Source organism: uncultured Campylobacter sp. (assembly GCF_944323605.1).
GTDB lineage: Bacteria > Campylobacterota > Campylobacteria > Campylobacterales > Campylobacteraceae > Campylobacter_D.
On the sequence record NZ_CALUTC010000005.1, the window covers coordinates 38,334 to 58,469 of the forward strand.

Annotated in this window: 19 protein-coding genes and 2 tRNA genes; 13 read left to right on the forward strand and 8 right to left on the reverse strand. The window is 31.9% G+C overall.

Annotated elements, in window-relative coordinates; genetic code table 11:
• Window positions 1–59 precede the first annotated feature (59 nt).
• Together Q0J35_RS04240 and recJ are read left to right on the forward strand one after the other, a co-directional pair.
• A complete protein-coding gene (locus Q0J35_RS04240) occupies window positions 60–1,679 on the forward strand; it encodes a CTP synthase (protein WP_297193429.1) in 1,620 nt (539 codons plus the stop codon).
• The gene (gene recJ, locus Q0J35_RS04245) at window positions 1,666–3,243 is read left to right on the forward strand and encodes a single-stranded-DNA-specific exonuclease RecJ (protein ID WP_297193431.1); all 1,578 of its coding nucleotides are present in this window, start codon (window positions 1,666–1,668) and stop codon (window positions 3,241–3,243) included. Before Q0J35_RS04240 ends, recJ begins: the two co-directional genes overlap by 14 nt.
• Before the next feature lie 27 nt (window positions 3,244–3,270).
• On the opposite strand, the gene Q0J35_RS04250 is transcribed toward recJ, so the two are convergent.
• Window positions 3,271–3,347, reverse strand: a tRNA-Met gene (locus Q0J35_RS04250).
• A gap of 102 nt (window positions 3,348–3,449) precedes the next feature.
• On the opposite strand from Q0J35_RS04250, the gene Q0J35_RS04255 reads away from it, so the two are divergent.
• Window positions 3,450–3,537: transfer RNA gene (locus Q0J35_RS04255), tRNA-Ser, on the forward strand.
• Between the two features lie 89 nt (window positions 3,538–3,626).
• Here Q0J35_RS04255 and Q0J35_RS04260 read toward each other — a convergent pair.
• The gene (locus Q0J35_RS04260; RefSeq protein ID WP_297193433.1) at window positions 3,627–3,977 is read right to left on the reverse strand and encodes a hypothetical protein; all 351 of its coding nucleotides are present in this window, start codon (window positions 3,975–3,977) and stop codon (window positions 3,627–3,629) included.
• Window positions 3,974–4,417, reverse strand: coding sequence for an isoprenylcysteine carboxylmethyltransferase family protein (locus Q0J35_RS04265; RefSeq protein ID WP_297193435.1), 444 nt, complete (start codon window positions 4,415–4,417; stop codon window positions 3,974–3,976). The genes Q0J35_RS04260 and Q0J35_RS04265 overlap by 4 nt, the downstream gene beginning before the upstream one ends.
• Before the next feature lie 86 nt (window positions 4,418–4,503).
• On the opposite strand from Q0J35_RS04265, the gene Q0J35_RS04270 reads away from it, so the two are divergent.
• On the forward strand, window positions 4,504–5,409 hold the full coding sequence (locus Q0J35_RS04270) for an RluA family pseudouridine synthase (protein ID WP_297193438.1): 906 nt from the start codon (window positions 4,504–4,506) through the stop codon (window positions 5,407–5,409).
• 20 nt (window positions 5,410–5,429) lie between these two features.
• Here Q0J35_RS04270 and Q0J35_RS04275 read toward each other — a convergent pair whose 3' ends face one another.
• Both Q0J35_RS04275 and Q0J35_RS04280 read right to left on the reverse strand, forming a co-directional pair.
• Window positions 5,430–6,788 carry an L-serine ammonia-lyase gene (locus tag Q0J35_RS04275; protein WP_297193440.1) on the reverse strand — a complete coding sequence of 453 codons (1,359 nt, stop codon included), beginning with the start codon at window positions 6,786–6,788 and terminating at the stop codon, window positions 5,430–5,432.
• Between the two features lie 9 nt (window positions 6,789–6,797).
• The gene (locus Q0J35_RS04280) at window positions 6,798–8,021 is read right to left on the reverse strand and encodes an aromatic amino acid transport family protein (RefSeq protein ID WP_297193442.1); all 1,224 of its coding nucleotides are present in this window, start codon (window positions 8,019–8,021) and stop codon (window positions 6,798–6,800) included.
• 194 nt (window positions 8,022–8,215) lie between these two features.
• Here Q0J35_RS04280 and surE point away from each other — a divergent pair, with 194 nt between their 5' ends.
• Complete coding sequence (gene surE, locus Q0J35_RS04285) at window positions 8,216–8,998, forward strand: 5'/3'-nucleotidase SurE (RefSeq protein WP_297193443.1); 783 nt, start codon at window positions 8,216–8,218, stop codon at window positions 8,996–8,998.
• Window positions 8,988–9,641, forward strand: a complete 654-nt coding sequence (locus Q0J35_RS04290; RefSeq protein ID WP_297193445.1) for a ThiF family adenylyltransferase — start codon at window positions 8,988–8,990, stop codon at window positions 9,639–9,641. The genes surE and Q0J35_RS04290 overlap by 11 nt, the downstream gene beginning before the upstream one ends.
• A 46-nt stretch (window positions 9,642–9,687) precedes the next feature.
• On the opposite strand, the gene hisB is transcribed toward Q0J35_RS04290, so the two are convergent.
• Genes hisB through hisG form a run of 3 tightly spaced genes read right to left on the reverse strand, consistent with a single transcriptional unit; the run spans window position 9,688 to window position 12,934 of the window.
• Complete coding sequence (hisB, locus tag Q0J35_RS04295) at window positions 9,688–10,749, reverse strand: bifunctional histidinol-phosphatase/imidazoleglycerol-phosphate dehydratase HisB (RefSeq protein ID WP_297193447.1); 1,062 nt, start codon at window positions 10,747–10,749, stop codon at window positions 9,688–9,690.
• Window positions 10,746–12,029 (reverse strand): histidinol dehydrogenase, encoded by a 1,284-nt coding sequence (gene hisD / locus Q0J35_RS04300; RefSeq protein WP_297193449.1) that lies wholly within the window; start codon window positions 12,027–12,029, stop codon window positions 10,746–10,748. Before hisD ends, hisB begins: the two co-directional genes overlap by 4 nt.
• A gap of 8 nt (window positions 12,030–12,037) precedes the next feature.
• Window positions 12,038–12,934: an ATP phosphoribosyltransferase gene (gene hisG, locus Q0J35_RS04305; protein WP_297193450.1), complete on the reverse strand. Its 897-nt coding sequence runs from the start codon at window positions 12,932–12,934 to the stop codon at window positions 12,038–12,040.
• A 57-nt stretch (window positions 12,935–12,991) separates the two neighbouring features.
• Here hisG and Q0J35_RS04310 point away from each other — a divergent pair, with 57 nt between their 5' ends.
• The 7 genes from Q0J35_RS04310 to Q0J35_RS04340 are packed head-to-tail and all read left to right on the forward strand — an operon-like array spanning window position 12,992 to window position 20,135.
• Window positions 12,992–13,843, forward strand: coding sequence for a DNA ligase (locus Q0J35_RS04310; RefSeq protein ID WP_297193453.1), 852 nt, complete (start codon window positions 12,992–12,994; stop codon window positions 13,841–13,843).
• Window positions 13,844–13,890: 47 nt separating this feature from the next.
• Window positions 13,891–14,841, forward strand: coding sequence for an ABC transporter permease (locus tag Q0J35_RS04315; protein ID WP_297193455.1), 951 nt, complete (start codon window positions 13,891–13,893; stop codon window positions 14,839–14,841).
• Window positions 14,834–15,619 (forward strand): ABC transporter permease, encoded by a 786-nt coding sequence (locus tag Q0J35_RS04320; RefSeq protein ID WP_297193457.1) that lies wholly within the window; start codon window positions 14,834–14,836, stop codon window positions 15,617–15,619. Before Q0J35_RS04315 ends, Q0J35_RS04320 begins: the two co-directional genes overlap by 8 nt.
• Window positions 15,616–16,374, forward strand: coding sequence for an ATP-binding cassette domain-containing protein (locus Q0J35_RS04325; RefSeq protein WP_297193459.1), 759 nt, complete (start codon window positions 15,616–15,618; stop codon window positions 16,372–16,374). Before Q0J35_RS04320 ends, Q0J35_RS04325 begins: the two co-directional genes overlap by 4 nt.
• Window positions 16,365–17,042, forward strand: coding sequence for an ATP-binding cassette domain-containing protein (locus tag Q0J35_RS04330; protein ID WP_297193461.1), 678 nt, complete (start codon window positions 16,365–16,367; stop codon window positions 17,040–17,042). Before Q0J35_RS04325 ends, Q0J35_RS04330 begins: the two co-directional genes overlap by 10 nt.
• A 51-nt stretch (window positions 17,043–17,093) precedes the next feature.
• Window positions 17,094–17,747, forward strand: a complete 654-nt coding sequence (locus Q0J35_RS04335; protein ID WP_297193575.1) for a hypothetical protein — start codon at window positions 17,094–17,096, stop codon at window positions 17,745–17,747.
• Between the two features lie 30 nt (window positions 17,748–17,777).
• The gene (locus Q0J35_RS04340; protein ID WP_297193463.1) at window positions 17,778–20,135 is read left to right on the forward strand and encodes a flagellar protein; all 2,358 of its coding nucleotides are present in this window, start codon (window positions 17,778–17,780) and stop codon (window positions 20,133–20,135) included.
• Window position 20,136: the final 1 nt, after the last annotated feature.

Sequence of the window (20,136 nt, forward strand, 5' to 3'; positions counted from 1 at the left end):
TTCTTTTTTATAAGATAAATGAAGTTATAATTATATCAAAAAATATAAGGCTAGGCTAAATGAAGCAAACAAAATACATATTTGTAACAGGTGGAGTGTTAAGTTCTTTAGGCAAAGGGATAGCAGCTGCTTCTATTGGCACTCTTTTAAAAAATTCAGGGCTTAATGTTAGTATATTAAAAGCAGATCCTTATATAAATGTAGATCCAGGCACTATGAGTCCATTTGAACACGGAGAAGTTTTTGTTACAGAAGATGGAGCAGAAACAGATCTTGACTTGGGTCATTATGAGAGATTTTTAGATGAAAATTTAAGTCAGCTTAACAATTTTACTACCGGAAAAGTTTATCAAACTGTTATAGAAAAAGAAAGAAGAGGCGATTATTTAGGAAAAACTATACAGGTTATCCCTCATATAGTAAATGAAATAAAAGACCGCATAAAAAACGCAGCCCTTAACAAAGACGTTCTTATCGTAGAAATAGGCGGCACAGTAGGAGATATAGAAGGCTTACCATTTTTAGAAGCTATAAGAGCTTTAAGGCTAGAGCTTGGAAATGCTATAAATATACATCTTACCCTAGTGCCATTTATACAAGCAGCTGGAGAGTTAAAGACAAAGCCTACTCAACATAGTGTTGGCGAGTTACGTCGCATAGGTATAAGCCCAGATATGATTATATGTAGAAGTGAAAAAGCTCTTGATAGAGAGCTAAAAGACAAGATAGCTACATCTTGTGGCGTAGCCAAAAACTGCGTGATAGAAAGCGTAGATGCTACAAGTATATATCAAATTCCTTTAAATTTTTTAAAACAAGATATTCTAAAGCCTATAGCTACATTATTAGGACTTAAAAATTTAAAACCCGATATGACAAAATGGGATTCTTTGGTTAAAAGAGTTATAGCACCTCAAAATGAGGTAAATATCGCATTTGTTGGAAAATATATAGACTTAAAAGAAAGTTATAAAAGCCTAACAGAAGCTATAATCCACGCTGGAGCAGCTCTTGATACAAAGGTAAATTTAAAATGGCTTGACAGCGAGAAACTAGAAAATATAGATGAAAGCTTAAAAGATGTAAGCGGTGTGTTAGTGCCTGGTGGATTTGGCAGTAGAGGCGTTGATGGCAAGATAAATGCTATAAAATATGCAAGAGAAAACAAAATACCTTTTCTTGGAATTTGTCTTGGTATGCAGTTAGCTTTGATAGAATTTGCAAGGACTGTGTTAAAGATTGAAGATGCAAATTCAAGCGAATTTGATGAAAATTGCAAAAACCCTGTAATATACCTAATAGACGAATTTATGGACAAAAGCGGAAAAAAACAAATTCGCACAAAGCAAACCCCTTTAGGAGGCACTATGAGACTTGGTTCTTATGAGTGTAAAATAAAGTCAAATTCTTTGCTAAGTAAAATTTTTGACGGTAAAAAAACGGTATTGCAAAGACATAGACACAGATACGAAGCAAATGTTAAATACAAAAAAGATTTTGAAAAGCACGGTTTGCTAGTTAGCGGAGAAAATAACGGTCTTATAGAAGCAGTAGAACTCGAAAAACACCCATTTTTTTTAGGAGTTCAGTTTCATCCAGAATTTAAATCAAGATTAGTAGATGTAGATCCTGTTATATCATCTTTCATAAAGGCGAGTTTAAATCATGAACATTCTTAATAAAGAAGGCGTAAAGAAGATTTTATCGTCTCGTTTCGAAAATGATATACATAAAAGGCTGTGCGATTTGCCACTTCCTTCTTGTTTGAAGGATATTTACAAGGCAGCCAATAGGATAAAAAAAGCGATTGAAAATAACGAAAAAGTTGCTATAGTCGGAGATTATGATGTTGATGGTGTTATATCTTGCGTTATTTTGAGTGAATTTTTTGATGATATAGGCTTTGATTATATAGTAAAAATTCCAAACCGTTTCAAAAACGGATACGGTATAAATGAAGACATAGTAAAAGATCTTGATGTAAGTTTAATAATAACTGTTGATAACGGCATCGCAGCTGTAGGTGCTGCTGAAGTTTGCTTAGAAAATGGTATAGATTTGATAATAACAGATCATCACTGCCCTCCAGCAGTCCTGCCAAAAGCCTATGCTATCATTAATCCAAAACAAGATGATTGTCATTTTCCAGATGTTGAAATTTGCGGTGCTGAAGTTGCTTGGTATCTTCTTGGGGCATTAAAAGAGGTTTGCAAACTAAAATACGATATGTGTAAATTTTTAGATCTTTTGGCTATAGCTATAATAGCTGATATGATGGAGCTAAGAGATTTAAATAGGGTTATAGTCAAAAAAGGTATAGAGCTTATAAATTCTTCAAAAAGAGAGGCTTTTAAGGTTTTAAAATCACACTATCAAAAAAATAAATTTGAGCTTGAAAATATAAGTTTTTTAATAGCTCCTTTGTTAAATTCTACTGGCAGAATGGACGATGCTAAGCTTTCTTATGATTTTTTAAGAGCAAAAGACAAGGAAGAAGCAAAAGCTCTTTTAAACAAGATAGAAAATTTTAATGAGTTAAGAAAGGAAGAGGAAAACAAGCTTTTTAACGAGGCTTTAGAGCAAATAAAAAATGAAGAAAAAGCTGTCATAGTCAGCTCTGATAACTGGCACGAAGGCGTTTTAGGCATAGTAGCCTCTAGGTTAGCAAAACATTGTTCAAAAATAAGCTTTGTCTTTAGTCAAAACGAAGACAAGCTTAAAGGTTCGGCTAGATCCATAGGTCACGTAGATATATTAGAGCTCATAAAAAAAACCTCGCATTTGTTGCAAAATTACGGCGGACATAAAAGTGCAGCCGGACTTTGTATCAGCAAAAGCAATTATGAAGCCTTTAAGGAGCTTATAAATGCAGAATGTTCTAAAATCCCAAGTTGTGAATTTGTTAATAGCGATGATATTTTAGGAGAATTAAAGCTTTGTGATGTGGATTTTGAGATGATAAAAATTTTAGAATATTTTGAGCCTTTTGGTAATAAAAACCCAAAGCCATTTTTTGCTTTCAAAGATCTTTGCGTAAAGCATAAAAAAAATATGGGAGAAAATAACCAGCACTTAAAGCTTATACTACAAAAAGAAAACAAAACAGTAGAAGCACTTTATTTTAACTGTGAAGATGAGATTAGTTTAAATTCAAATATAAGCTTCATAGCTTCTATATCAAAAAATGAATTTAGAGGGCTATTAACCCCACAACTTATCATAAGACAGCTTTGCCAAGCTTAAAGTATTCTAGCACTAAAAACTATTTTATGGTATCAAGGGGGAGACTTGAACTCCCGACCTCCGGCTTATGAGACCAGCGCTCTAACCAGCTGAGCTACCCTGACTTAATAAAAAAGAAAGATTATACATTTTTTTTTCTAATTTTTTGCTAAAATTTGAAGTCTTTTTTTTGTTTTTAAACTTTTTATTAGTATAATTCTTACTTTAGAGAGGTGTCCGAGCGGTTTAAGGAGCACGCCTGGAACGCGTGTAAAGTGCAAGCTTTCGAGGGTTCGAATCCCTTCCTCTCTGCCATAATTATTTCCTTTCATTTTCAAATATCATAAAATCGTGCTATTTAAAGCTTTTTATTTAAACTTATATTATACTTGCATAAAATCTCTTTAATCTTTTTGTTTAATATCCCAAAATTCCTCATCACTTTTATCAATCCTACGCAATGGCATAAAATATGCACCACCAAGGCTAAAACATTGATAGACAACAATACAAGCTATAAGACTAATAGCCCAATCATCAAAATATAATAAAAGCCAGATATAAATAGGCAATACAACAATATCTAATGGCACTAATCCTTCAAAAAATGAAGTTTTGTATTTGGATTTGTATCTTGCTTTACAATTTTTGCACTCAACTATGCCGCCAGACATAATGCCACGATATATTGATAATGCATCAAAAACTTTATCTAGTGCATTATCGCAATTCTCGCATTTTACCTTAAAGCTCATAAATCCCAAGCCTTAAATCTTGGTATCCACATAGGAACATTTTCTTTGTATCTTTTATAGTCTTGTTTAAATTTTTTCTCGAGTTGCTTTTCTTCAAAAAGATAAAAATATATAGTATTTATTACGAAAACCAATAAAGCCCAAGAAAGTATTTCTACTGAATTTAAAAGAAAATATTCTGCAAACAACATAAGCAAAACACCTATTATCATAGGATTTCTAACATAGCGGTAAGGACCTTTCACAACAAAATTTTTTGGCGGATTCCACGGGGCTAAGGTGCCTTTTCCTACATTATAAAATAATATTATAGTCCAAGCTAACAAAAATATACCCATTGATAGCAATATTAAAGATAGAGTATTTGGCGTTTTGTAAGTGTAATCAGAAAAATACAGTATCAAAGCTGGTATAACAATGATCACATTAAAAGGTAGCATAAGTATAGCTTTTAAACATTCAAACATAAGCAAATTATACCATAAAAATAAATATATATTAAGCAAAAAATATATAAGATTGCACTATGTCTTATATAAAAAAGGAATTAAAACTTACAAATTTAAAAGCCTTCGCTCTTCTTATGAAAGAATTTAATATATCTATGAGAGAGGCTCAAAGATTGATAGACAAAAGAAGGCTTTTTTGTAATGATGAACTTGTGCTAAAAAAAAATGAGTTTTTGCAAGGCAAGGTAGAGCTTTTATGCTATGAAAACAATCCAAAAGGCGTGGATATAGTTTTTGAAAATGATGATTTTGCAGTTCTTGAAAAAGAAAGCGGGATTCTCTCGCACCCAAACGGTAGAAAATGCTCTTACAGCCTTTGCGATGAAATTTGGCATTTGTGGGGAAAACAAGCCTGTGTAGCTCATAGACTTGACAAACAAACAAGTGGCTTAATACTTGTAGCAAAGCACAAAAAATCACAGATAGAATTTAAGTCTATGTTTGAAAAAAAAGAGATAAAAAAAGAATATTTAGCCTTGGTTTATGGTTATACAAATGATGAATTTGTGCTTGATGATTCTTTATCTTTGAATGAAGATTATGAAGACGTAAAAACAAGAGTTGTTTTGGATAAGAATGGAAAAAAGTCTATTTCTTATTTCAAAAAAATAGATTTTTTTAAAGACTTAAATGCATCTTTTTTACTTTGTAAGCCTTTAACAGGTAGGCAACATCAATTAAGAGCACATCTTTTTTACAATGGACATAGAATTTTAGGGGACTGTTTATATGGTCTTGAAAAAGATGATATAGAAAAAATTTTAGACGGGCTTTGTGATGAAAAAGAGTATTTTAGACTTTGTCTTGCAAAGAGACTTTGTTTGCATTCAAATAGACTTAGCTTTGTTTATAAGGAAAAGAAATATGATATTTTCTCAAAAAAGGATACAAAATCCGAGTTTTTAAACTCTTGTAAATTCTAGGCTAAATTTAGCCTAGAAAATTAGCAGATATTTAGACTAGCAAGTCCTCCAAGCGAGGTTTCTTTATATTTTAAATTCATATCCTTACCTGTTTCATACATGGTTTTAATAACATCATCAAGGCTCACCTTTGGAGTGCTTTTTCTAGTCATTGCCATTCTAGCTGCTGATATAGCTTTTATAGCACCAAAGGCATTTCTTTCTATGCAAGGGATTTGAACAAGTCCTGCTACAGGATCACAAGTAAGTCCTAAGTGATGTTCCATAGCCATTTCAGCAGCATTACAAGCCTTGTGTGCATCTGCTCCTAGCACCGTAGCCATAGCCGCTGCAGCCATAGAGCTAGCAGATCCTATTTCTGCTTGACAACCAGCCTCAGCACCGCTTATACTTGCATTTTTCTTGTAAAATGAGCCTATTAGCATAGCAGTTAATAAAAAATCACAAACCATATCATCATTAAAACCGGTTGTATGATTTTTAAGATAAAGCATAACAGCAGGAACTACACCACACGCTCCATTAGTTGGAGCTGTTACTACCTTAGCACCACCTGCATTTTCTTCTGCTACTGCTATAGCGTATAATGAGATAAAGTCTATTATGCCGATAGGATCTGTGCTTAAATGCACTCTTTGAGATAAGGTTTTTGCCCTTCTTTTTAGATGAAGTTTTCCGGGCAAAAATTCTTCTTTTGTGTGAGTGCCATTGTAATACACCTCTTGCATAGTTTCAAAAATTTCTAAACAATAGCTTCTAATCTCATCTTTGGTATTAAATTGAAGCTCGTAATTATAAGAAAGTTCTGCTAGATTCCAGCCGTTTTTATCGCAAAGTTCAAGTGCTTGTGCGGCATTTGATATAGCTATATCTAGTTTTTGAGTTTTAGGCTTTTCCTTGCCTAGTTTTTCTTTTTCAAGCTCTGCTTCAGTTTTTACAAAACCACCTCCAACACTGTAATAAACTTCTCTGTAAATTCTTTCGTCATTTGCGTCAAACACAGAAATTTTAAGTGCATTTTCGTGAAGTGGTAAAAAGTCTTTTGAAAATATCAAATCCTTTTCATAGTCAAAATCAAGCTCTTTTTTACCACATAAATTTAGTTTTTTATTTTCAAAAACTTGCTTTATCACCGCTTCTTGTAAATCAGGACTTAGATTTTTAGCTTTTAAATCATTTAAACCCCACAAAATAGCCTTGTCAGTTAAATGCCCCTTGCCCGTTAGCGATAAAGAGCCGTAAAGAACTATCTCTATCCTAGCTATGTTTTCAAGCAACTTTTCTATCTTTTTGCAAAATAAATTCCCAGCAAGCATAGGTCCTAAAGTGTGAGATGATGATGGACCTACGCCTATTTTAAATATATTTAAATTAGACATTTTTATACCTTATAATAGCTTGTTTATAGCCGCTGATATAGCTATAAGTCCCATTATAACTATGAATGTATCAAGTATAGGACTTTTGTATTTTTTAAGCACTTCAAATTTATAAATACAGTATGTAGGCATTAGGAAAAGAAGTATTGCAAGCACAGGACCGCCTATACTTTCTATGATACCTATAACGCTAGGATTTGCATATGCAACATACCAGGCTATTAAAAAGGTAACTATAGCCGTTATTGTATTTGCTTTTTTACCTTGTATCTTTCCATTACTTGCTTTGTATAAAATACCGTTAAGCCCTTCTTGCGAACCAAGGTAATGCCCTAAAAAGCTTTTAGACATAGCTACGATAGCTATTATCGGTGCTAAAAAGGCTAAAAAGGCTGATTCTGGGAAACGGTTTGCTATATATGTGAGTATATTTACATTTTGAGTTTTTGCGTTTGCAAAGTCTTGTGGGGTTAGACAAAGCGCACAAGAAAATACAAAAAAGAACACTACAACTATCATTAGTATGATTGCTTTGCTTATGATATTTGATGAATTTTTTTCAGCCTCATCTTTAAATTCTCTCTTGCAAGAGCAGGCTAGAGAAGAGATGATAGGAGAGTGATTAAAAGCAAATACCATAACAGGTATAACAAGCCAAAGTGTAAGCCAAAAATTTGATGTTGTAACAGTGCCAAAATCAACATTTGTAAAAAGCGCACCATTCCAGTAAGGTATAAGCATTAAAGATATGATTAGCAAAATCGCTATAAAAGGAAATACAAGAACTGACATAACTTTAGTTACAAGCACTTCTCCTAGCGTTGAAAAAAGCATAAGAACTGTAACTATAATGAATGAAACCAAAAGTCTGCTCGGCTCCGCAAATCCTAGCTGATTTATCCAAAAATCTATAAAAGTAGTAGTTAAATTTGCACTATAAACCAAAAGTATAGGCAAGATAGCAAAGAAATAAAGAACGGTAACCGCAAAACCACCACCCGCTCCAAAATAAGTTTCTGACACAAATGTTATATCATCGCTTGGATTTTTAGACCCTAAAACAAATCTACACAACCCTCTATGTGCCAAATATACCATAGGATAAGCCAGAATCAGTATAACAATTAACGGCAAAAGCCCACCCATACCAGCATTTATCGGCAAAAAAAGCACTCCAGCACCTATTGCAGTGCCAAAAAGGGATAAAACCCAACGCATATTATAAGAATTCATAAAAACCTCCTTACTATTAACATATAAATAATAGCAAAAAATTCATATTTTTTAACAAAGAATTAACATAATTTTCTTATTTTTTATGACTAAGTTACATTTTGGTTTTTGTATCTTAAAGAAAAATTTAAAAAACTAGGTAAAAATGCTATTGTTTAAGACTTCATATTGTATAATTTAAAAAAGGTTTTTTTATGAAAGAAATTTTGATAACAAATGATGACGGTTTTGATAGCGAGGGCTTAACTAAGCTTGTTAAAATGCTTAGAAAAGAATTTAAAGCAAAAATAACAGTCGTTGCTCCTGCTAGTGAAAAATCTGCTTGTTCTCATTCTATCACCCTAAAACATCCGCTTAAATTTATAAAAGTAGGTAAGAGGTTTTATAAACTAGAAGACGGCACTCCATCAGACTGTGTGTATTTAGCACTTTTTGCACTTTATAAAAAAAGGCTGCCAGATTTAGTTATAAGTGGTATAAACCGTGGAGCAAATATAGGAGAGGATATAACGTATTCTGGCACCTGTGCGGGAGCTATGGAGGCTGTTTTACAAGGCATACCAGCACTTGCTTTGTCGCAGTTTTATACAAAAAAAGAAGATGTAAAGACATTAAATTTTAAAAGAGCTTTAAAGATAACAAAAAATATAGTTAAAAGAATTTTAGACGAGGGTTTTATGCTAGATGAAAAGCAGTTTTTAAATATAAATTTTCCTTCAGCTACCGCTAAATTTAAAGGCATAAAGGTGGCAAGCGCTGGTAAAAGAGTATATAACTACAAGGCTTTTTCAAATAAGGATCCGCGTGGAAGCCGTTATTATTGGCTTGGCACAAGTGAGCTTGATTATATAAGCGAGAAAAATAGTGATGTAAGCTTGCTTTTGCAAGGATATGCAACAATAACGCCGATAATGCTTGATTTAACGGCTTATGGTAAGCTAGAAAATCTTGAAAAATGGCTAGATAATGCAAGATAAATATACAAGAGTAAGGTGGCTTTTAGGAGAGGAAGAGTTTAACAAAATTTCAAAGACAAAAATACTTTTGTGCGGACTTGGTGGCGTGGGTGGAGTGTGTGCTGACGCTCTTTTTAGAAGTGGTTTGAGTGATATAACTGTCATAGATTCTGATAGTTTTGAGCTAACAAATCAAAATCGCCAACTTCATAGTGAAAATTTAGCTCAAAAGAAAGCGGAAGTTTTTGCTAGAATTTATGGTTTTAAAGCGATAGTAGCAAGGATAGACGAGAAATTTTTAGCTAGTTTTAATACACTAGAATTCGATGTTATAATAGATGCAATAGATGATATAAAAGCGAAGGTTGCTTTAGCAAATAGCGCTGATTTAAAAAAGCAAATTTATATCTCATCTATGGGAGGTGCAAGAAAAATAGATAGCACTAGGATAAAGGTTGCACCTGTTTTTAAGACTTACGGCGATGCTCTTGCTAAAAAATTTAGATACGAGCTTAAAAAATCGGGATTTAAAGGATCTTTTGATGTGGTTTTTTCAGATGAAGAGCCAAGATGTAAAAATTTGGGTTCTTTTATGGGGGTTACCGCATCTTTTGGTTTAAATTTAGCTTCTTTGCTTATTAGAAAACTGCTTGAGAAAGCATAAAGATAGAAAAAATATAACGGCTTTTTAAGACATTAATGAGTTTTATCTATAAAACACCTTTAGAGCTTGCTAATTTCGCATCTTGCAATGCTAGTGCCATTTTTAAAGCTCTAGCAAATGATTTAAATAAAGCTTCTGCCTTGTGATGATCGTTTTTACCCTTTACTTTTAAGTGCAAAGAAATTTTCATAGCTTGTGCTAGGGAGTAGAAAAAATGTTCTATCATCTCTGTGCTAAGATTTCCAAGCTTTTCTTTTTTAAATTTAGCCTTATAAACCAAAGTAGCCCTGCCACAAAAATCTATAGCACAAGTTGCCAAGCTCTCGTCCATAGGCGTTGTAAATCCATATCTTGCAAGACCTATTTTATCGCCTACTGCCTTTTTTATCGCTTCTCCAAGTGCTATGGCTACATCTTCGACAGTGTGATGTTCATCTACTTCTAAGTCGCCCTTGCATTCTAAATTTAAACTTATGTTTGCGTGGGTTGCGATTTGCTCTAGCATATGATCTAGAAATCCTATGCCCGTGTTTATGTTTGAATCGCCTGAATTTAAGCAGAGCTTGACTGTTATCTTTGTTTCTTTCGTGTTTCTAACAACCTTAGCTCGTCTAAAATGGCTTAGTATGTATTCTTGTATATCTTGCCAAGATGTTTTTTCATCGTATAAAATGCCTTCTACGCCCAAATTTTTAGCTAAAAGCATATCTGTCTTTCTATCGCCTATCACAAAGCTTTGTTCCTTGTCGTAGAGAGCATATTTTATGTATTCATCTAGCATTTTTGTTTTTGGTTTTCTGCATTCACAGTTTTCATTTTCAAAATGGGGACATATAAAAATATCTTTAAATTCTATGCCACAAGAATTTAAAATATCAAGCATTTTTTCGTGTGCTAAATCAAAATTTTCTTTCGGAAAAGACTTTGTGCCAAGTCCGTCTTGATTTGTAACCATAACAAAGGTGAAACCATAGCTTTTTAGTTTTATTAAAGCTTCTATAACGCCCTTTTCAAAGGATAGTTTTTCAAGACTATCTACTTGAAAATTATCCTTTGGCTCTTTTATGATTGTCCCGTCTCTGTCTATGAAAAGAATTTTTTTACTCATTTTAGGCTCTTTATTCTTAAAGATACTGCTTTTTTGTGTGCGTCTAAATGCTCTGCAGCCGCTAAAATTTCAACTGTTTTTGCTAATTTCTTAAATCCACTTTTGCTTAATTCTTGCACAGTCATTTTTTTATAAAAATCGCTTAAATTTAAGCTAGAATGTGTTTTTGTAAGTCCATAAGTTGGTAAAACATGGTTTGTTCCACTAGCATAGTCTCCCATAGATTCAGGAGAATACTCTCCTAAAAATACAGAACCAGCGTGTTTTACATCTTGTAGCAGTTTTCGTGCTTGTTTCACTTGCAAGATCAAGTGTTCTGGTGCATATTCGTTTGAAACCTCTAAGGCTTCTTTTAAATTTTTTACTACTATTATTTTCGAATTTGCTATGGATTTTTTTGCTATTTCTTTTCTAGGAAGTTTTTCTATTTGAGTTTCAAGCTCTTTTACAACTTCTTTGGCATAAGATGAGCTTAAACAAAGCAAGATGACTTGAGAATCCGCCCCATGTTCAGCTTGTGATAGCAAATCACTCGCAACAAAAGAAGGTTTAGCACTGTTATCAGCTATAACAAGCACTTCAGAAGGTCCTGCTTGCATATCTATCGCAGCAGCATTTTCGGCACTTACAATAGCTTTTGCTGCCGTTACATACGCATTGCCTGGTCCAAAAATTTTATCTACCTTAGCAACAGTTTTTGTTCCGTAAGCAAGTGCAGCTATAGCACCTGCTCCGCCCATTTGATAAATTTCATCTACACCGCAAAGTTTTGCACAAAAAAGTATAGAATCATCTATTTTTGCTGGACTTGCTAAGACTATCCTTTTGCATTTTGCTATCTTTGCTGGAATTGCTAACATTAGTGTAGTTGAAAGTAATGGAGCAAGTCCGCCCGGTATATAAAGCCCAACGCTATCAATAGGTCTGCTTACAAGTTCGCAACAAACACCTTTCATAGTTTGCACTTTTATAGGTTTAAAGACTTGAGCTTTATGAAAGCTATATATATTTTTATAGGCTATTTTTATTGAATTTTTTAAGTCCTTGCTAAGTCTTTTTGAGGCTTCTTCTATGTCTTTTTTTGAAATTTTTAGACTGTTTATATTTACTTTATCAAATTTTAAAGCTTGTTCTATTAAAGCTTCATCACCCCTTGCTTTAACATCGTTTATTATGTCTTTACTACGTTTGATTATTTCCTCTTTAGCGTCTATAGCAGGACGCAAAAGAGCTTTTTCTTTTTCATCTTGACTTAAATTTTTATATTCTAAAATTTGCATATTACATCCTATTTCAACATTTTTTCTATCGGTAAAACTAGGATAGAACTAGCACCTACTTCTTTTAATTTTTCCATAGTTTCCCAAAATAAATTTTCTTTACTAACCATATGCAAAACAACCTTATCATCGCTGTGAGCTAATGGCAAAACTGTTGGCGTTTCAACTCCGGGAAGTAGTGATATAATTTCATCTATTTTATTTTTCGGAGAATGCAACATAATGTATTTTGATTCCCTTGCTTGCATAACCCCGTCTATCCTTAACATAAGTTTTTCTAGCAAAAGCTCATTTTCCTCGCTTAAGTTCGATTTTCTTTTTATAAGACAGGCTTTTGATTCAAAAATACTTTCTATTTCTTTTAAAGAATTTGCCTCTAAAGTAGCTCCGCTTGATACCAAATCACAAATGGCATCCGCTAAATTCATTTTTGGTGCTAATTCGACAGAGCCTTTTAAAGAGCAAGTTTTGTAAGGGATATTGTTTTTTTGCATAAAATCTTTTAATATATAAGGATAAGAAGTGGCTATGCGTAGATTTTCAAAGCTTTTTAAGCCATTATACTCAAAAGAATTTGGCAAGGCTAAAGAAAGCCTACAGTAGCCAAAGTCAAGCTTTTTTAAAAGTTCAAAATCAGCACTTAAGCCCAAAGCTTTTCTTTCAAGTTCGTGTTCTTTTAAGACATTTTCTCCAACTATTCCTAAATCAACCATTCCATCAAAAACAAGGGCTGGTATATCATCATCTCTAAGTCTTAATATATCTATGTTAAAATTACTAGCAAAGGCTACTAAATTTTGTTCTTGTATATGCACTTTTATGCCTAAATTTTTTAAAAGCTCTAAAGATTCTTTGCTTAGTCTTCCTGATTTTTGTATAGCTATTTTAAGACGGTTTTTTTGCATACTTCTTCCTTTACATTTTTATGTTAGCATATTTGTGTAAATTTTTAGGTTTGTTTTATGTGTTTTAGGTTTTTGTTTTTTTTATTATTTTCTTTCGTTTTTTCCTTTTCAAATGAACTCTTGCTTTTGCAAAAATATGATGAAAAAGATTTTAAAAATGAAAATATACAAGAATGGCTTATGAGTGAAAAGCTTGACGGGGTTAGGGCTTTTTGGGATGGAAAAAATTTTTATACTAGAAATAAAAACAAAATAAATGCTCCAAAATTTTTTACAAAAAATTTTCCAAATTTTGCACTTGATGGGGAGCTTTTTATAGATAGAAACAGTTTTGATGAAATTTCAAGTATAGTTAGAAAAAATGAAGCTGAAATAGAATGGCAAAAGGTAAAATATATGGTTTTTGATGTGCCAAATGCTTGTGATGATTTACAGTCTTGCTCTCTTAAGAATAGGCTTTTAAAGCTCGAACTTTTTCTAAAAGATACACCTTCTAAATTTATAAAAATAATAGAACAAAAAGAAATAAAAAACAAAAAGGAGCTTGAAAATTTTGTTAATTTGGTGCATAGTTTGGGTGGTGAAGGGGTTGTTTTAAGAAAAAATTTAGCACCTTATGAAAACTTTAGAAGCAAAAATGCTCTTAAAATTAAAAAGGAAGAGGAAGAGGATTGCACGGTCATAGCTTATACAAAAGGCAAAGGAAAATTTGAAAATTTAATAGGTGCTTTGATATGTCAAGCAAATATACAAGGTGAGATGAAAAGCTTTAAGATAGGTTCAGGTTTAAGCAATGCTTTGCGAGCAAATCCACCAAAAATAGGGCAAAAGATAAGATATAAATTTAATGGCTATACTAAAAAGGGTTTGCCTCGTTTTGCTGTTTTTAAGGGGATAAGAGCTGATTAGCCCCTAGTAGGCTTTTTTTGTATTTTTCTTCCAAGTATAATATAAAAATGTTTTATTTTTTGTTAAGAAGACTTTTTTTTGGGATTTGTGTTTTATTTTTGCTTAGTTTTGCAAGCTTTGCAATGATGTATTATAGTAAAGCTAGTCCTATTTTTGCTAGTAATCCTCAAGCGTTTAGCAAGGATTTGCAAAACGAGCTTGAGGCAAATTTAAATTTGGATAAGAGCTTATTATTTCAATACAAAACTTGGCTAAAGTCCTTTTTAAGCGGGGATTTATCAAATTCTCTTATAAATTCACAAGCTGTATCAGAGCTATTAAAAGAAAGATTGTTAAATACTGTTGTTCTTGGATTTTGTGCCTTGTTTTTTTTATTCGTTTTAGCCTTGTTTTTGAGTGTTTTAAGCTTGGCTTATGAGGGCAGTTTTTTAGAAAAGCTTATAAATTTTATTTCTATGAGTTTTTTTGCCTTGCCTAGTTTTTGCACAGCTTTAATCTCGATTCTTTTTTTCTGTGTTTATCTTAATCTTTTGCCTAGTTCTGGTGCTTACAGTTTGGGCGAAGATTTTTCGTTTTTAGATAGGATAAAGCATTTGATACTACCTATTTTGAGTTTAGTTTTATCGCATTTAGCCTTTGTTCTTAATTTTATGAAAAGCGTTTTAAAGCAAAGCCTAAGCCAATATTTTATAGACGCTGCTTTTGCACGCGGTCTTAGCAAGTCAAGAATTTATTTTCACTTTGTTTTAAAGGATAGCTTATCATCTATATTAGCTTGTTTTACTTCTATGTCTGTTAGTTTTTTGATGAGTGCTTATGTGATAGAGGCTGTTTTTTCTTACGAGGGGCTTGGATCTTTGCTTATACATAGCATTACATATAAGGATTATCCAGTGGTTTTGGCTCTTGTTTTATTTAACACAGCTTTTCTTTTGTGTTTAAATGCCTTACTTGAGCTTTTTTGCAAAATTATGGATAAAAGGGCTTTGTATGCGTAATTTTTTCGTTTTAAGCCCCTTTTTTATTTGTGTCTTGTTTGGAATTTTCTACCCCTTTATAAGCCCCTATGATATATATATAAGCGATTTATCCAGTATAAAATTAGCCCCTTCTTTTAGTCATTTCTTTGGCACTGATGTTTTTGGCAGAGATCTTTTTACAAGGATAGCTTATGCCTTTAGAACATCTTTGTTTGTGGGATTTTTTGCCTCTTTGTGTATATTAGCATTTGCTATATTTTACGCCTTTTTGGCAAGATTTTTTTTAAGAAATTTTTTATTGGGTATTTTAGATGCCTTTTTGGCTTTTCCCTCTCTTTTGTTTATTATGCTTTTTCAAAGCTTTTTTTCAAATTCTGTTTTTGTAATGATTGTGGTTATAGCTTTAGGACATTTTGCCTTGCTTGCAAAGCTTTTGGATACGCAAATTTCAAATATTATGCTTAGTGATTTTTATAAAAATGCCATTGTGCTTGGCGGCACTAAATTTACTTTGTTTGTTTATGAAATTTTACCAGCTTGTTTTTCTCTTTTATCTGTTTTTTTTGTTTTAAACATAGCTCACGCTATATCTGCTGAAGCTATGCTTTCTTTTTTTGGCTTGGGTTTTGATTTGAATCAAAGTTCTTTGGGTATATTGCTTAATGATGCTTCAAAGGCTCTTTTTATAGGTGCTTGGTGGCTTGTGATTTTCCCTGTTTTATCTTTGCTTTGCTTGATTTTGCCCTTGCTCTATTTTGCGTATTTTTTACAAGATAAATTTGGAGTAAAACTTTGATAAGTATTAAAAATTTAAATCTATGTTTTAGAGGCAACAATCTTTTAAAAAACATAAATCTCAAAAGCGACAGCAATTTTTTAGCCGTTGTAGGCGAAAATGGCTCTTCAAAAAGTCTATTTGCAAGATCTTTTATAAGACTTTTTGACAAAGGTTTTAAATTTAGTGCTAGTGAATTTATTGTCGATGAAATCGATGTGCTAGAATTTAAAAATTTACAAAGCCTAAGAAGTAAAATCGCTATGCTTTTTCAAGATGCAAGAGCTAGTTTTCACCCCTTACTTGACATCGGAGAGCATTTTAATATCGTTTTAAAAACACATACTAATCTTAGCAAAAAAGCTAGAAAAACACTTGCTTTTGATTTATTTGAAAGGCTAAATTTAAAAGATGCCGATAGGATTTGGCATAGTTTTCCCGCTCAATTAAGCAGTGGTATATCGATGAGGGTGCAATTTGCCTTAGCCCTAGCCTCTAAACCAAAAGTTTTAATATGCGATGAGATAAATGCAAATTTAGATGATGAAAATGTAAGGATAATATATGAACTTTTGAGCGAATTTAACAATGAAGGAAAAAAAATTATCTTAATAAGCCACGATTTAGAAGCTTTAAATCAATTAGCCGATGAGGTTTTGGTCTTTGAAAATGGTGCTTTGGTAGAACAAAGTAAAAAATACGACTTTTTTCAAAAGCCAAGTTCGCAATCTGCTAAAAGATTGCTAGAAATATATAAGGCTTTAAAATGCTCTTAGAAGTTAAAAATTTAGCAAAGTCTTACGAATTTAAAAAACATTTTTACCTAAAAAAAGAAAGCATAAAAGTCTTTGATAATATAAATTTAAGCTTAAATTTAGGAGAAAATTTGCTTATCAGCGGAGAAAGTGGTTCTGGAAAAACTAGTTTAGGCAAGGTGCTTTGTATGCTTGAAAGACCTAGTTTTGGTAAGGTTTTCTTTGATGGTTTAGATATTTTTTCTTTAAATTTTAAAAAACAAAGGGAGTTAAGAAAGGATTTACAATTTATATTTGCCGAACAAAAAGAGGCTTTAAACCCTTATAAAACAGCACGTTGTTTAATCAAAGACCTAGCAAGAAATTTTAAGCTAGAGCTAAGAAATTTAGATGAGATGATGAAAGAGCTTGATTTTAAAAAGAGCTTATTAGACCTTAAAGCCTACCAGTTAAGTGGTGGAGAATTAAAAAAACTTGCTTTGCTCCGTGCTTTGCTTGTAAAACCTAAATTATTAATACTTGATGAAATAAGCTCTTCGCTTGATTTAAATTCCGCTTTTCTTATACTTTCTTGTTTAAAAAAAATACAAAAAAATACGGATATTAGCTATATATTCATCACACATCAGGTAAAATTATTCAAAGATTTTAATGCCAAGATTCTTAATATGCAAATTAAAGGATTGTAATTGAGACTGTGTAAATATGAGCAAGGAAAAAAAGCACTTTGTTTTTTAGATATGCCCAGTGTAAATCATAAATTTTTATTTAAAGAGCTAAATAATGAAAAAAACTGTTATGTATCTTGCATAAAAGATAATGCTTTTAAAGCTAAATTTTTTAAATGCGAGATAGGAGCTAGTGCCTTTGTTTTAGCTTTATTGGCAAGGCTTTGTGATAACTGCTTTGATGAGCTTGATGAGGCGTATTTGAGTGCTGAATCTTGCATAGCAGAAGAGGAGGCTTTTGATCTTTTAGACTTCTTAAAAGAAGCTGATTTTATAGTCTTTGATGAAAATTTAAAAAAACATAAAGATTACGAAAATATTAAGTTTTTTTTGTCTTTTTTAGCAAAAAAATTTAATCTAAAACTTGCGAATTCTGCAAATGAAGAAGGCGAATTTAAATGCTGTGAATTTAAGGAATTAAAAGCTTTGGATAATTATGATGGCTTGGTTGTTTTAGATAGCAAATTAGATGATAAATTTTTACACTGTTCTAAACAGTTTCTAAATATAGCAAAGGCAAAAAATGAAGATATACTAGAATTTAAGTTAGATGGAGCGAGTTTTAAAGCCAAACTTTGTTTAAATGATGATTTACAAGGCACGGTTGCATTATTAAACATAAACAGCAAAGATTTTGCCTTTAAAAAACTAATAATAAACTCTTAAATATACTTTTTGTTTGCTATAATAAAACTTATGAAAAGATTTTTTTTACTTGCCTTACTTTTTTCATATGCTACTTGTTTTGAATTGCTGTTAAATACCGGCAGAGAAAACGACCAAGCATTTGCTGTTTTGCATCTAAAAAACAAAGATAATTTTACTTGTAGAGAAGTTATAGTAGATGGTAAAAATCATTTTGAATGTAAAATTTTAGGCTTTGTGGATACAAAATTAGAAAATAAAAGTTTTGCTTTTTTTGATATAAATTTCACAAAACAAGATTTAAGTATAGATGTTAAAATAGAGCCTAAAATGCCAGCAAGAATGTATAATATGTCCCAGGAATTATACGGCGAAAGTAAAATTTTAAATGATGTGAAAGATACAAATTCAAGCTCTTTTACCTTTGTATTTAGCAGAGAGATACCATATATAAGAACATATGATGGTTTAGAATTTGATATAGATTTTCCAGACGCTAAAAATCCAAGTCTAGGAGCTATAGATTTGGACGCAAACCCTGTTAATGTGCCACAAAGTGCTGATATAAACACCTTTATTCGCATAAAACAAGAGTATGAAAAAGAAAACTATGCACAAGTTTTAAGCGATTCTACTAATGCGATAAATCGCTATAAAAATAGTATCTTTTTAAATGAATTTATGCTTTATAGATTAAGAGCACAAAACAAACTTTACACCTATGGCTACGATTTTAGAAAGCAAGAAAATTTAGAAGATATGGTAGATGAGGCTAAATTTTGGACTAGAACATTTACAAGCGATCTCAATTTTCAAGAGGTGCTTTATATAATGATGAGATCTTATATGGCTTTAGAGCAAAGGGCTAATTTAGAATATATAGTCGATATTTTAAGAAATGAACACCCAAATCACTATTTTTCCCAGTTAGCTTCTTTAGATTATGCTGATTATTTGCTTGGTTTAGGTGATATAGATAACGCAAATTCCATTTATAATCAAATTTATTATAACACAAAAGATGTTGATTTAGCGACAAGAGCGGCACTTTCTATCGCTAAAAATGCACTTAATGCCAAAGATAAAAATGCAGCCCTATCTTTAATAAACACCTCCTTAGCCGCTAATCCTGTTTATTTTAGTAAAGATGAGCAAAGAGTTTTAGAGCTTGCTAAGATGTTAGATAACGAAAAAGAGTATGAATTAAGCTCGCAGCTGTATGAGATAGTTTTTACTAATATGCAAAAAAATAGCCCTTCATACGAAGAAACACTTAGAAATTTAGCCTTAGCACTTAGCAATACAAATAAATACGAACTAGCTAAAAAATATCTAGATAGCTATAAACAAGATTTTCAAAATAGCGAATACATAGCACTTATAAAAGAAGCTTCTGATTCTGTTTTTTTTAATATACCAGAAAATAATGCCAGTTTTTTACATCAAAAATACCAAAGTTTGATGAAAGAATATGCAAATGAAATAGCAGCAAAGGCTTTAGAAAGAGATGTAAAGCTTTATTTCAAAGAAAACAATGACACAGCTATATTAAACTATAAAAACGAGATAGAAAAGTATAATAATCAAGAGCTTAAAAATATTTTGGAAAGAACAGCTTTAAAAGAGCTTGAAAAGAGCTTAGCGGCTGATGAATGCTTACAATCAATAGAAATATTTAAAAAGTATTCAAACTACGATATAGGACAAAAGGTTTCTAATAAAAAATCTTTATTTGAGTGCTTCAAAAGAACAAATAATATGGCTTATGCAAAAAATTATGTAGAGCAAAATAGAGGAGATGATGATATTTACTACGATTTGCAAAAGGCACAGTTTGAACTAGATGATAAGAATTACGCTAATGCCATAAGTCTTAGCGATTCTGTTTTAAATTCGAGGACTATAAAAAGTAAAGAGGAAGAATTTAACGCCCTTTATATAAAATTTATAGCCCAGCTAAGACAAGACGAGTATAACAATGCAATGGCTACCTTGCAGCTTTTGCAAAATTTTCCTATGAATTACAAAATGGTTGAGCTTTATCACGAGCTTGTGCTTTATAGCGTTAATAGGGGTTTAAATTTAACAGTGCTTACTTATGCACCAAAGGCTATAGATTATCAAAATTCCCAAGGGGTTAATGTTTATAGTCCTGACTTGGAATTTGCTTATTTAAACACACTTCAAAAGACAAACCAGCCTCAATTAGCCTTGACTGTTTTAAAAGACTTGTTAAAGATCAAACTAAACGCAGAAGATAGAGCTAGAGCCCTTTATACTCAAAGTGAAATTTTTGAAAGCTTAAATGATAGAAATTCACAAGTTCAAAGCTTAAAAACTTGCGTAGATATAAACGCTACTTCAAATTGGCGTGATCTATGCAGCGAAAAACTTTCTATATTAAATTAAA